This is a genomic window from Methanobrevibacter sp. UBA417, assembly GCF_002508845.1.
Classification (GTDB): Archaea; Methanobacteriota; Methanobacteria; order Methanobacteriales; family Methanobacteriaceae; genus Methanobrevibacter_A; species Methanobrevibacter_A acididurans.
In genome coordinates this window covers 77,344-91,204 of record NZ_DAZC01000027.1, presented here as the reverse complement: position 1 = coordinate 91,204, position 13,861 = coordinate 77,344, and the positions used below count along the sequence as shown (strand labels likewise).

The window sequence follows — 13,861 nt, the reverse complement described above, 5'->3', positions numbered from 1 at the left end:
AAAGTATGTAATGTTTAAAGGCTTCTACTATTTGCACTAATTCCACCTTCATTTAATTTATCTTTAACTTTTTTATAAAAATATTTGTTATTAGTTCTAATGAAAACAACATCTTTTTCAGATTTTTTAAATATTAATTCTTCCATATAATTGATTTCTTTATGGATTTGTCCGTCCATCACATAAACTGCTTTTTTACCTTTCTTTAAAAGTTTTACTCGTATTTCACTATTGTCTGAAACTAAAAATGGTCTTAATCCTAATTTATATGGGCATATTGGTATAATTATAAATCCTCCAACTTTAGGATCTACTATTGGGCCTCCTGCAGACATGGAATATGCTGTTGAACCACTAGGTGTAGATATTATTAATCCATCAGCTCTGAATTCTTCAACCATTTCACCATCAACACTGATTTCGAAGTGTAACATTTTTGCAGGTTTAGCTGTCATAATTACTACTTCATTTAATGCAGGGAATCTTTGGTTTTCATGTGATACTGTTAATTGAGTACGGTTTTCTTTATAATAATCTCCATTTAAAATATGGTCTAAAGTTTCAAATGTTTTATTAACTTCAATTTCAGTTAAAAATCCAACGGTCCCCATGTTAATACCGAATATTGGTATTTCTCTAGTAAGTTGGTTTTGTGTTCTAAGTAAAGTTCCGTCCCCACCTAATATTACGGCCATATCTGTTTTGAAGTTTTTAAGAGGTTGAGATAACTTTTCGAAGTTTATATCAAAGTCAAGATTTTTTAAATGTTCACTTATCTCAGGAGATTCTTCAATGGTTTCTTCTATTATTCCTTTTAGATTAGGATTTATTTTAATCTCTTCTAATTTGTTAGCTAAACTTTCTTCAATAACAACATTAATACCTTTATTAAGTAAGTATTCAATTATTTTCACTGAAAATAACATGGATTTATATTCATCTACTCTACTTACTATTCCTATGCATTTAATGAGTTTAGTTTCATCATTATTAATGATATTAATGATTTTATTATGTAATTCTTGATTACTTGCTGCAATAATCACAGTTCTTTCATAAATGCTTAATTCGTTTGTTAATTTTTCCCCATATTTATTGGTTACTATTGCTCCAGATTCTTCAACGATTAATTTACTTGCAGCGATGTCGATTATTCTACTACCTCTTAAATCTAAGAAAACATCATATTTTCCGCTAGCAATATATGTTAATTCTAAAACTACAGAACCTAAAACTCTCATTCTTCTTGCAGTGTCTATTAATTTACTTGCTGAAAAAGTTTTTGTTTTTGTAAATCCTCCTAATGTGATATTAGTTAAATCAGTTTCTGTGGTGGGTTCCATTTTTTCCCCATTCATTAAAGCTCCTTTTCCTTTAACTGCTTCATATGTGTTACCACTAGAATAATTTTTAACAAATCCTGCTTGAACATCTTCAAGAGTTGCAACTCTACCTTCAGGGACTTCAGCAACTGCTACGGATATACCAAATGCTGGAATGTTTTTTATGGCATTGTTAGTTCCATCAAGAGGATCAATTAAGAAAATATATTTAGGTTTAGTTTCTTCAGATTCTAAATCAGATTCAACTGTAGGAGTATCTGGATTTAATTCTTCAGTAATATGTGCTGGTCTTTGTGTCCCTTTTCCTAATTTTAATTCTCCAATTTCTTCACTTATTAAATAAGAATAAAAATTGGCATTTTTTAAAATTTTTATAACTTCGTTTTCAGCTACTATATCAATATATGAAGTTGGTGTTCCATCAGCTCCTATTTTAACAAATTCTGCAGATTTAGGATTTCCAACATATACTTTTAATAATTTTTCAACATTAGTGATAATTTGTTTTGATATGTTTTCACACATTTTTATTTCATCATCATCCATTTTTGTAATCCTCCTTTTTTTGTTACAAATAATTTATTCAATAATATCATCATTTATGTAAACTACTGAAGCAATAACTGAACCTTTGTTTTCTACTGTATGTGTACTGGTTTCCACAATTAAATCTTTAATTTCCACATTACGTTTATTCATCATATATTTAACCATATTGATTGCTTCTTCTTTTATTCCATCTTCTTTATCATTTATTCCAGTTGTTTCAACTACACAACCTAAACGATCACCTATAGCCACAGCAACACATGCATTTATAATATTACCTTTTTTTTTACTAGTTACTTCAGATAACACACAATTTACCATTGCTCCAGGTTTTAATTTAGGTAATGGTATTAGTTCAGTATTTGGTCCTAACATGCTTGATACTTTTATTAAGTTAACATCACCAATACCTGCTTCACTTAATGCATTATCAAATGCATTTAATTTTGTTGGGCCTTCTGCTTTTCCTGATACAATAGCTATTTTCATTTTTATCAACAATTTTTGTCATGTATAATTTTAAATAATATTTTTTCAATATAATCTAATTATATTTTATATTGATTTAATCTTTATAACTTATTATTAAAATTTATAATCATTTATTTAATTAATATACATAACTTCCGAATAGTTTATATAAAAAGTTAACCTAATATATTATTGTCTAATTATTATAGATTTAGGTTAAAGTAACTATAAATTAAATTCTTATTTTAAGATTGATTCAGAGAAAAAGTATCATTACGTAGTTATAATTTTATTTAACCTAAAAAGATTATTTATGATACTAATTTAATTCAAAAAAAATTATTATAATGAGGTTAAAATAATGGCAACTAAAGTCGTAGAAATTAAAACATTAAAAGTAGGTAAATATATTGTATTAGGTGGAGAAGCATCTAAAATTACTAGTTTAACAACATCATCTCCAGGAAAACACGGAGCTGCAAAAGCAAGACTTGAAGCAGTTGGTGTTTTTGATCATCAAAAAAGAAGTATAGTTAAACCAGTTAACACTAAAGTAGATATACCTATAATTGATAAAAGAGTAGGACAAATACTCTCTATCCAACCTACAACTATTCAATTAATGGATATGGAAAATTATGAAACATTAGACCTTCCAGTTCCAGATGAAGAAGACTTAAAAGAACGTCTTGTTGAAGGTGGAGAAGTAGAATATATTCTCGCAATGGGTAATATGAAAATCATGAGAACTAAAGGAAGTTCTCGATAAATTTTTAAAATAATAAAAATTTTTATAAAAAATTTTATAAAAATTAAATTTTCTTTTTTTTTAATTTTTAATATTTACTCTTTTTAAAAAAATAATTTAAAATATAGGATATTAAAAAAACATGTTATTTAACACTTATGAACCTTGGAAATTTGCATTTGCACAAGAAACTTCTAATTTAGAAGACATAAAAAATCTAAATTTTCATAATTTATCTAAATCAAAACAATGGGGAATAATAGGTGTTCCATTTGATAGTACATGCTCCTATCATAATGGTTCTAGATATGCGCCTCTTGTCATAAGAGAAGCATCTTATGGTTTTGAAAGATTTAACACTAACTTTCAAAAAAATTTAAGTACTATTTTCTATGATTTTGGGGATAGTAATATCATAAATGGAAATTGTAAAAAAACATGTGAAATAGTGGAAGAAAATGTCACTGATTTATTAACCAATAATATATATCCTCTTATTATTGGAGGAGAACATAGTCTTACTTTAGGTTCAATAAAAGCATTAACAAAATATTATAATATTTCTGAAATTACAGTTATACATATTGATGCACATAGAGATATTATAGAATCTTATCAAAATGAGAAATACTCTCATGCCACAATTTTGAGAAGAATCCATGAATTGAATCCTAAGGAAATAATTCAAATTGGTATTAGATCTGCTTCAAAAGAAGAAAATGACTATGTAAAAAATCAGAAAAATATTAAAACTTTCACACCTACTGATTTACAAACAGATTTTAATAAATTAATAAATTATTTAAAATCAATAAAAGGTCCAATATATTTAACTATAGATATGGATGGATTAGACCCATCTATTGCACCTAGTGTTGGAAACCCCACTCCTAATGGTTTAAAATCACAAGATATATCTGAAGTTATGAAAATTATTTCAAAAAAAGAAATTATAGGTTTTGATTTAATGGAAGTAGCAACAAATAAATTAGGAGATATTACTGCAGTTTTAGCAGCTAAATTTATATTAGACTTTTTAACATTACTTCCATAAAATTTTTAAAAACAATTTTTTACCATTTTTCCCAATGAATTTTAGTTTCATCCCACTTATTTTTAATATTCTGTTTTCCTTTTGGATGGCCTATAGCTATTAAATTAAAAGGGATTATGTTTTTAGGTAAATTAAAATAATTTTTTAATTTATTCACTCTCTCTTCAGAGGGATAAATTCCGGTCCATACGCCACCTAAACCTAAAGCTTCTATTGCTAAAAGTATATTTTCTGTTGCAGCAGAACAATCTTCTATCCAATAATCTTCAGAATCTTTTAATGTTTTTTTCATATCTCCAGTAACAATGATTCCAGCTTTTGCATTTTTGAACATTTTTGCATATTCATGTATGTCTGCCATATCGTTAAGTGTAATTCTATTTTGAATTATAATAAAATTCCATGGTTGGAAATTACATGTTGATGGTGCTGCCATACCTGCTTTTAATATTGTTATTAAATCCTCTTTTTCGATTTGTTCTTCACTATATTGTCTAACACTTTTTCGATTAAGTATATTGTTTAATATAATATCTTTTTCATTCATTTATCTCACTAACCTTAAAAGTTTTATCAAAAGATAAAATTTTATATAATACTTTGTATAATATTTAATTATAATTTATTTTTTTATAAAATAACATATAATAATTTTTATTTTAATAAATAATGTAATGATTTAATTTAAGGAGAGAAATCAATGTACGAACGACAAATTGAACTTTCAGGCCATATAATTGATTCTTTAGCTTTACCTAAAACTATGGATATTATAATGGATAAAGGTGGAGATTTTGATATTATCAAATTTGATGTTGGAAAAAGAAAATCAGATATAAGTAGAGCTAAAATGATGGTTTCAGCAGAATCTCCTGATGTTTTAGACGGTATATTAGATGAATTATCTGTTCTTGGTGTTTCAATAGCTGAGATTAAAGAAGCTAATTTAGTAGCTTCTCCTAAAGATAAAGTAGCTCCTGAGGGATTTTATTCAACTACTAATTATGTTACTCATGTTTTATATAAAGGTAATTGGTTGCTTGTTAATAACACTGAAATGGATTGTATGATTTTAATAGATGAAACAAAAGGAAAAGCTTATTGTAAACCTTTAAATGATTTAAAAAAAGGAGATAAAATTGTTGTAGGTAGAGATGGGATAAAAGTGGCTCCTCCTGAAAGAGTAAGAGGTAAACAAGGTGGATTTGAATTCATGAATAGTGATGTGTCTTCAGAAAAACCATTATTATCCATTGCTAAAGATATTGCATCTGAAATTAAAGAAGTTAAAAGTAAAGGTGGAAAAATTGCTCTTGTAGGTGGTCCAGCTATTGTTCATACAGGTTCTGCTAAGTTTATAGCTGCATTAATCCGAGAAGGAATAATTGACGTGGTTTTTGCAGGAAATGCATTAGCTACTCATGATATTGAATCTGATCAATTTGGAACTTCTTTAGGGATTAATGTTGAAACAGGTGAAATTGTGTCTCATGGACATACTCATCATATGAGAGCTATTAATAGGATAAATAAATCTGGATCAATTGAAGCAGCAGTTAAAGATGGTACTTTGAAAAGTGGAATCATGTATGAATGTGTTAAAAATAATGTTCCTTATGTTTTAGCAGGTTCTATACGTGATGATGGACCTTTACCTGATGTTATAACTGATACAGCAGAATCTCAAGCTAAAATGAGATATTATTGTCAAAAAATTGATATGTGTTTAATGGTCTCTACAATGTTACATTCTATAGCTACAGGTAATATGTTATCTGCTAGAGTAAAAAGTATCTGTATAGATATTAATCCTTCAACAGTTACAAAACTTGCTGATCGTGGAAGTGCTCAAGTCATGCGTGTTGTAACTGATATTGGAGCATTTTTACCAGTTCTTTATGAATGTTTACATGAAGACAGTTTTATTTCTGAAAATTTACCAAAATAAATTAATTTAATTCATTTTTTTTATCTTTCCATTTTTATTTAAAGAGGTTATTTGTTTTATGGTTTCTAAGATTAAAGTTAATATTTTAGATTTTAATTTAGATGATATTTATCCTGCTGAAATTCTTATTAAAGATGGTCTTATTTTTAATATTTCTAAATTAGATTCCAATGAACCTTTAGATTATGAAGGAATTCTTCTTCCAGGATTTATAGATAGTCATATTCATATTGAATCTACAATGTTATCTCCAGCTAATTTTGCAAGTGCTGTTTTACCTTTCGGAACTACTTCTGTAGTAGCTGATCCTCATGAAATAGCTAATGTTTTGGGTGTTAAAGGTATTGACTTCATGATTTCAAATGGAGAAAATGTTCCTTTTGATTTTTATTTTTCAGCACCTTCTTGTGTTCCTGCTACTAATTTTGAAACTAATGGTGCTAATATTGATGTTGAAACGATTAAAAATTTATTTGAACTTCCTAATGTTATTTGTCTTGGTGAAATGATGAATTTTCCAGGAGTAATTAATGATGATTTAAATGTTAACTTGAAATTAGATTTAGCTAACAAATTAGGTGTTCCTATTGATGGTCATGCCCCTTTATTAAATGGTGAAGATTTGATAAAATATGTGTCTAAAGGTATAAGTACTGATCATGAATGTAGTAGTTTTGATGAAACTATAGAAAAAAAACATTTAGGCATGAAAATCATGGTTCGTGAAGGTTCTTCTGCCAAAAATATGGATGCTCTTTTTAATATTAATAATCGTATAAAGTATTGGACAAATGAATCCAAGTTTGGAAACATTTCTGTAGATGATTATGAAAAATTATTAAAACATCCAATATTTGATTTTTTAGTAAGTGATGATAAAAATCCTATAGACTTAAAAAATGGCCATTTAAACCAACTAATAAAAAAAGCAATTAACTATGATATAGAACCGATTGAAGCAATAAAAATGGTAACATTAAATCCTGCAAATCATTATCATTTAAATTCCGGTGAAATATCTGTTGGTAAAAAAGCAAATTTTACTTTAGTAAATAATTTAAAAGACTTAAACATTAAATTAACTATAGTAAACGGTGAAATAGTTGCTAAAGATGGGAAATCACTTTTCAAAGTAAAAAAACCAAAAGTATCAAATACTTTTAATGTAAATCTTAAAAAACCTGAAGATTTTGATATAAAAACAAAAAAAGATAATAATGTAAATGTAAAAATAATTGAAGCTTTTAATGGGGAATTAATTACAAACTCAATTATTGATACCTTAAAAATTGAAAACAATATAATACAATCTGACACTAAAAAAGACATATTAAAAATAAGTGTAGTAGAACGTTACGGTCATAATATTGTGTCAAACGGTTTTATAAAAGGATTTGGTATTAAAAAAGGAGCAGTTGCAACATCAATATCTCATGATTCCCATAATATAATAACTATTGGTACTAATTCAATAGACATGGCAAAAGCTGTAAATGAATTAATCCAAAATCAAGGAGGATTAACAGTTTCTTATAATAATACTAAAAAAAGTTTAAAATTGCCAATTGCAGGATTAATGAGTGATGAAAGTATAGAAATAGTATCTACAAATTTTGAAAATATGAAAAATTTAGTTCGAAAATTAGGTTCAAAATTAGATGACCCTTTCATGACATTATCTTTCATGGCATTACTTGTTATCCCTGATTTAAAATTATCAGATAAAGGTTTATTCAGCCTAAATGAATTCGGATTCGTAAATGTAATACAAAATTAAACTTAAGTTTATATTTCATATCCTTTATTTTTTAAACTTTTTTTAATCATTTTCATAGCTTCTTTATCCTGTTTACTACCAACTTTATTTATAACTCTACTATTCTCATTAAAACGTCCTAAAAAATAGTCTAATTTTTCATCTTTTACTTTATCAACTCTACTATAATTTACAAGTGATTCAATAATACAATGAATACCACGATTAATTGCAACAACATCACTTTTGTTTTTAGTAATATCACTCACATTAGAACAAATATATGTTGATTCAACCGGTTTTATAGGATCATCTTTTTTAATAAAATTTTTTGTATTATCAACACTAGCTTTAAAATACGCATCAACATCTTTCAATATTAATGAATCCTTATTAACATAATATTCAGATGGAATATTGTCTATAATAGCTAAAGTAAAATAAATAGGATTTGATGTAATATTAACCATAAACTCTTTATTTTTTAGAATATTATTTAAAGTTGTACTTCCTTGAAAGATATGATTAACAATTTGGTTTGTTCCTTTAACTATTGTCCCAAAAGGTGCAGCATTTTGACTACCATCATTATTTTTACTAGTTAAGATTACTTCGTATTGTTGCCCATGATTCATTCCAATATCTTTAAGAGTCATTACCATATTTTTTCAAACCTATAAAATTTTCATAAAATATAATTAATATTTTGATTAATAATACTTTTATAATTTTTTAAAACTTATATAATTTAATTACTTTTTTATATTAGTTACTACAAAAATAGATTATAATATTATTAAAATATATTTAAAAATACCACCATTACAAATTTTTAAAAATTAATTATACTGAAGGAATATTTATGGTTTATAAAATGCGTACAGAACTGTTAGAACAACCCAACGCTTTAAGAAAAACTTTTAAAGAAGAATCTTCTAACATGAAAAGAATTTCAAAAGAGTTAGAAGATGTGGATAAAATATATTTAGTTGGTTGTGGAAGTTCATTATCTACACTTTATTCAGTTCGTGATGCTTTAGGTATGGTTTCAGATTTCCCTGTAGTTGTTGCTACAGGTTATGAATTTACTTATAGTAAAAATTTAGGCGATCAAAATGCCGCTGCAATTTTCGCATCACAGTCAGGAGAAACTGCTGATACTTTAGCTGGTTTGAAAAAAGCTAATGAATTAGGTTTCAATACTATTTCAATTTCAAATGAACAAAATAGTTCTATGTTAAAAGAAGCTAAAAATCCTATTTTAACTAGAGGAGATAAAGAAGAAGCTATATTAGGGACTAAAACATATGTTACACAATTAGCTTGTCTTTATTACCTTTTATTTGCATCATCTAATTATGAGAAAAAAAATGAAATATTAAATGATTTAAATAGATTACCTGATCTAATTGAAGAACTATTAAAAACAACTGAAGAAGAAAATAAAATATTAGCTGAAAAATATAAAGATGAAGATATCTTTTACTGCTTAGGTGGCGGACCTAATTTTGGTTTAGCTTATAAATTAGCTATGACTATGCTTATGGAAGGAGCTATTAAACATGCTTGTCCTTTATATGCTGCGGAATTTCGTCATGGTTTAATTGAAAGAGCAGAAAAAGATGTTCCTATGATATTTTTGGAAGCTAATTATCCAGTAGATGCTTTAACTGAAAAGGCAATAAATTTTTCAAATAAATTGGAATGTAAAACTATCACATATAAATTAAAGGATTATGCAAATATTAATGATTTACTTGCACCTCTTATTTTAGTAGTTCCTTTAGAATGGTTTGTATATTACCTTGCTCACTTTAATGGTGAAAATCCTGGAAGTACTAGACATATAGGTAAAGTTCGTTATGAATAAAAAGTTTTAAACTTTTTATTTTTAAAATCTTTTTTTAAATAAAAATTAATAGTTTACAATTAAAAAAATAAGAACTATTTTTTAATTAAAAAAATAGTTAAAAAAAATTTAATTTTATATTTGTTTATTCTAAATCAACAGTATATTTTTCTTCTTGAACTTTAGGAATTTCTAAGAAGATTGTACCTGCATTTGTTTTTGCAGAAATTTCTTTTATTTTTATTTTTGCAGGTAATCTAACTGATCTTTTAGCTTCACCAGTTTTTCTACCTTTAATTAAAAATTCAGGTTGAACATCAGATGGTTTTTCAATGTCTTCAAGTGTTGATGGGAAATTTGCTTTAATTGTAATTTCATTTTCAGATGCTTCTATTTCAATTTGGTCTTTTTCAACACCAGGTAAATCTACTTTTAAGTAATAACAATCACTTACATCTATTAAATCTAAATCAAGTTTGGAAGGGGTTGTTTCTTTATAATCTTGGATTTTTCCATCCATAGTTTTTTGAACTCCTCTAATACTTACCATTAAATCTTCCATGGATTTTCCAAGGTCTGTAGATACTCTATCAACAACATTTTTACCTTTTTCAGCTCTTTTTTCTGCTCTTTCTTTTCCAGTATTAATATCTTCTTTTACTTTTTCTCTGTGAAGATGTGGTTTTTCTTCGTTTTGTTGTTTGTTTTCAACCATTAAATTCAACTCCTTTAAAATTTTATTATAATTTTATTTTATATTTTTATCTATTAAATTTTTTTGCATTATATTAAGTAACTTTAAGTTACTTTATTATATTTAAAACTTTTGTTTTATTAATTTTCATAATTTAATAAATTTATTTAGTAATCATCATTGTTTCGATTAATTTTTTTGACAGAATCAAAAACTTTTAATATTTTATCAATACCTTCTCCTTCGGATGCAGATATTAATAATGGATTTTCATTCATTTTTATAAATTTATCAATATAATCAAATCTATCAGAACCAGTTTCATATTCAGCAATATCAATTTTATTAAATAAAACAATTATTGGGGCACTGAAAACTTTTTGAATTTCTGTTAATAAATTATTTTGATGTTCTAAAGTATAACCACAGGTTTCAGATGCATCAAAGATGAATAAAATAGCATCAGCTAAATCTTCAAGAGCAACCATAGCATTCATTTCAATATCATTCATATCACTAATAGGACGATCTAATAATCCAGGAGTGTCAATAATTTGGATATGTTTCCAATTTCTTTCAATATGTCCAATTTGAATTCCTTTTGTAGTAAATGGGTAATCAGCAATTTCAGGTTCTGCATCTGTTAATTGGCGAAGTAAAGTTGATTTTCCTACATTTGGGAAACCTGCAATTACAATAGTTGTAGCATCAAAATCGATAGTTGGCATATTACGTAATTGGCTTTTAGCAAAATCTAAGAAATCTAAATCTTTACTAATTTTTTTAGCTACACTAGCAACACGACCATAAGCTTGACTTCTAAGTTGTGAAGCCTTCTCTGGAGGGTATCTTCTAATTTTTTTAGCATAATCCTTTTCTAATTGAGTTATAATGCCATATGCCCAATTTAAAGCACCTAATGATTTTTTCAAATCATCAATACCTACAGTTATATCAATATAATCTTGGTAAAATATAGGTAACTCTTCAACAGTTGGTGTTCGATCATTTATCATTTTTAATCGATCTTTAATTACTTGGCATGCAGTTACTACTCTAACTTCTTCAATTCGTTTAGGTTTTAATCTTCTAGGCATTTTTGATGATCTAACTTCATCAGCAGCCTTTTTCCCTCTTCTAAATCCTTTATCTAAAAGTTCATCTGGAGTAGGGATTGTTGGTATCATCATAATTATCACTAATAATCTTTTCTGTAAATATTTATTAAATTTTGTAAAAATTTTTTATTTCATAATTTAAAATAATAAAAAATAGTGCTTAATATTTAATTATGTTTTAAATATATATAAAATTAATATAAAAAAATAGAATTTTAAAAAAATTTTAAAAATTTTTTATTCTTTAAAAATTTCTCCTTGAAATTTAAATATTTTAATATTAACGTCTTTTTTCCAAGTATCTGGATACAAACCTGCTTTAAGGCAAGTATGTGATAAAAATTCTTCTTTCCCCATATTAAATTCTGTTGCTACTTGTGGTAAAAGTAATCCACTATTAAAACCTTTTTTAATAATTAACCCATCTTCACCTAAATTAATTTTTTCAGGATATTCTGAACTTTTTAAAACATTTATTAGTTCAGGTTTTGTTAAAACTGTAATTTCTAAATCAATCTTTTCTAATTCTTCTTTTTTAAGCACAGGAAATCTAGGGTCTGCTGTTGCTGCAGATATAGCTACATCAATAAGTGCTGAAATTAATGGCTTAATTGGTTCAGGATAACCGATACATCCTCTTAGCTCTGAATTTTCATTTATTGTACAAAAAACTCCTAAATCTTCTTTTAAATGTTCGGGACAATCTTGAGGCATATCCATTTTTACATTATTATTTATCTTATCTTCAATAGCTTTTCGAGCAATTTTTAATAAATATTTTCCATCATTTTCACTTATTGTCATTTTTATCAAGCCCCTTATAATTTTTTTAATTACTGCCTCCAACCATAGCATTCAATATTCTAGTGTTAGGACCACCATCTCCAACAGGAGCAATTTGACCATTCTTTCCACAGAATCCAACACTAAATTTAAAATCATTACCTATTGCATCAACATTTTTTAAGGTTTCTAAAATATTTCCTGATAATGATACATCTCTTAATTCTTGACCAATTTCCCCATTTTCTATTTTATATGATTCTACAGCATTGAACTGGAATATTCCTTTTCCTGTATCTACTTGACCTCCTCTAGAACCTTTTAAATAAATTCCTTCAGGTATATCTTCAATCAATTCTTCAAATGAATGATCTCCAGGTTCCAAATAAGTATTACTCATTCTTACAATAGGTTGATCATTAATTGAACTTCTTGCATTACCACTAGATTTCATTCCTAATTTTGAAGCAGATTCTCTTGAAGAAAGTAATGAAACTAATTCTCCATCTTTAACTAGTTGATTTTTATGAGTTTTCACACCTTCTACATCATATTCATAATATCCAAAACCATCCTTATTTGATGGATCATCATAAATATTGATTATATCAGATCCAATTTTATCCCCTAATTTTCCTTTTAAAACAGAATCATCTTGTAAAATTAAATCTGCTTCACTTGCATGACCTAAAGCTTCATGGATAAATACACCAGTTAACTCATTATCCGTAATTATTGGAAATTTTCCAGAAGGCGCAGTACTTGCATTTAAAAGATTTGTAGCTTTTTCCCCTATTTTTCTTCCAAAACTTTCAATATCAGCATTTTTTAGTATTTCATAACCTTTTGCTCCTCCTAAACTTCCATGTCCAAATTGTATTAAATCTCCAGATGATGCTACTGTGTTTAACCATAATCCAATTCTAGTTTCATCTTGTATAATTTCAGTACCTTCACTTGTTACAATTGCAGTTTCAGATTCACTATCTTGATAATTTACGGTAGTACTTATGACTTTACCTACTGATGCGCTTTTATTTGCATCTGCCATTAATTCTTTTTTTTCTTCAATATCTACATCGTTTACTGATATTTTTCTAGGAGTTTTAACTTTATCTTTAACAATATCTGCTTCAGATAATTCAACATCTCCTTTTAAAGATTTTGAAATTTTTATAGCTGTTTGTGTAATGTCATCTAATTTGTTTAAATCATTTGTATAAGCAAATCCCCAAGCTCCATTATTTAGTACTCTTATTCTTGCACCATTAGATATTCCAGTATTAATTTCTTGAATTTTATTATCTTTCATTATAATATTAGTATTATTCCCAGTTCCTGCACGAATATCTGCATAATCTACTTTATCTTGAATTTTAGCTATTATTTTTTCAAAAATGTCTATTTTTGTTTCCATTTTCTACCCACTTTTTAATTTTTATTATTATTTATAACTTTAATTTTTGTTTTTTCTTTTATTTCTTATTTTTTCTTAAGTTTTTTATTAATTTAATTTTTTCATTTACAAATAGTATTCTCTTAAGATTA

The 13,861-nt window shown here is 26.5% G+C and carries 13 protein-coding genes; 5 read left to right on the top strand and 8 right to left on the bottom strand.

Features of this window, described 5'->3' with window-relative positions:
* Positions 1–14 precede the first annotated feature (14 nt).
* Both BP769_RS05005 and BP769_RS05000 read right to left on the bottom strand, forming a co-directional pair.
* Positions 15–1,889, bottom strand: a complete 1,875-nt coding sequence (locus tag BP769_RS05005) for a bifunctional NADP phosphatase/NAD kinase (protein ID WP_409198656.1) — start codon at positions 1,887–1,889, stop codon at positions 15–17.
* Positions 1,890–1,922: 33 nt separating this feature from the next.
* A complete protein-coding gene (locus BP769_RS05000; RefSeq protein WP_413825133.1) occupies positions 1,923–2,381 on the bottom strand; it encodes a pyruvoyl-dependent arginine decarboxylase in 459 nt (152 codons plus the stop codon).
* 343 nt (positions 2,382–2,724) lie between these two features.
* On the opposite strand from BP769_RS05000, the gene BP769_RS04995 reads away from it, so the two are divergent.
* Both BP769_RS04995 and speB read left to right on the top strand, forming a co-directional pair.
* On the top strand, positions 2,725–3,132 hold the full coding sequence (locus tag BP769_RS04995; RefSeq protein WP_409198658.1) for a translation initiation factor IF-5A: 408 nt from the start codon (positions 2,725–2,727) through the stop codon (positions 3,130–3,132).
* A 121-nt stretch (positions 3,133–3,253) separates the two neighbouring features.
* Positions 3,254–4,165 carry an agmatinase gene (speB, locus tag BP769_RS04990; RefSeq protein ID WP_413825130.1) on the top strand — a complete coding sequence of 304 codons (912 nt, stop codon included), beginning with the start codon at positions 3,254–3,256 and terminating at the stop codon, positions 4,163–4,165.
* Between the two features lie 19 nt (positions 4,166–4,184).
* On the opposite strand, the gene BP769_RS04985 is transcribed toward speB, so the two are convergent.
* Positions 4,185–4,712, bottom strand: a complete 528-nt coding sequence (locus BP769_RS04985) for a nitroreductase family protein (protein ID WP_413825127.1) — start codon at positions 4,710–4,712, stop codon at positions 4,185–4,187.
* Positions 4,713–4,865: 153 nt separating this feature from the next.
* Between BP769_RS04985 and BP769_RS04980 the strand changes: the two genes are divergently transcribed.
* Both BP769_RS04980 and ade read left to right on the top strand, forming a co-directional pair.
* Positions 4,866–6,113: a TIGR00300 family protein gene (locus tag BP769_RS04980; protein WP_413825124.1), complete on the top strand. Its 1,248-nt coding sequence runs from the start codon at positions 4,866–4,868 to the stop codon at positions 6,111–6,113.
* A 58-nt stretch (positions 6,114–6,171) separates the two neighbouring features.
* A complete protein-coding gene (ade, locus tag BP769_RS04975; protein ID WP_413825121.1) occupies positions 6,172–7,890 on the top strand; it encodes an adenine deaminase in 1,719 nt (572 codons plus the stop codon).
* 8 nt (positions 7,891–7,898) lie between these two features.
* On the opposite strand, the gene BP769_RS04970 is transcribed toward ade, so the two are convergent.
* A complete protein-coding gene (locus BP769_RS04970) occupies positions 7,899–8,531 on the bottom strand; it encodes a DUF447 domain-containing protein (protein WP_413825118.1) in 633 nt (210 codons plus the stop codon).
* A gap of 200 nt (positions 8,532–8,731) precedes the next feature.
* Between BP769_RS04970 and BP769_RS04965 the strand changes: the two genes are divergently transcribed.
* Positions 8,732–9,739: an SIS domain-containing protein gene (locus BP769_RS04965; protein ID WP_413825115.1), complete on the top strand. Its 1,008-nt coding sequence runs from the start codon at positions 8,732–8,734 to the stop codon at positions 9,737–9,739.
* 124 nt (positions 9,740–9,863) lie between these two features.
* Here BP769_RS04965 and BP769_RS04960 read toward each other — a convergent pair whose 3' ends face one another.
* From BP769_RS04960 to BP769_RS04945, 4 genes are all read right to left on the bottom strand, one after another.
* A complete protein-coding gene (locus BP769_RS04960; RefSeq protein WP_413825113.1) occupies positions 9,864–10,433 on the bottom strand; it encodes an Hsp20/alpha crystallin family protein in 570 nt (189 codons plus the stop codon).
* Between the two features lie 146 nt (positions 10,434–10,579).
* Complete coding sequence (locus BP769_RS04955; RefSeq protein ID WP_413825110.1) at positions 10,580–11,602, bottom strand: NOG1 family protein; 1,023 nt, start codon at positions 11,600–11,602, stop codon at positions 10,580–10,582.
* Positions 11,603–11,767: 165 nt separating this feature from the next.
* The gene (locus tag BP769_RS04950; protein WP_413825108.1) at positions 11,768–12,334 is read right to left on the bottom strand and encodes a TIGR00296 family protein; all 567 of its coding nucleotides are present in this window, start codon (positions 12,332–12,334) and stop codon (positions 11,768–11,770) included.
* A 25-nt stretch (positions 12,335–12,359) separates the two neighbouring features.
* A complete protein-coding gene (locus tag BP769_RS04945) occupies positions 12,360–13,730 on the bottom strand; it encodes a TldD/PmbA family protein (RefSeq protein ID WP_413825105.1) in 1,371 nt (456 codons plus the stop codon).
* Between the last annotated feature and the right edge of the window lie 131 nt (positions 13,731–13,861).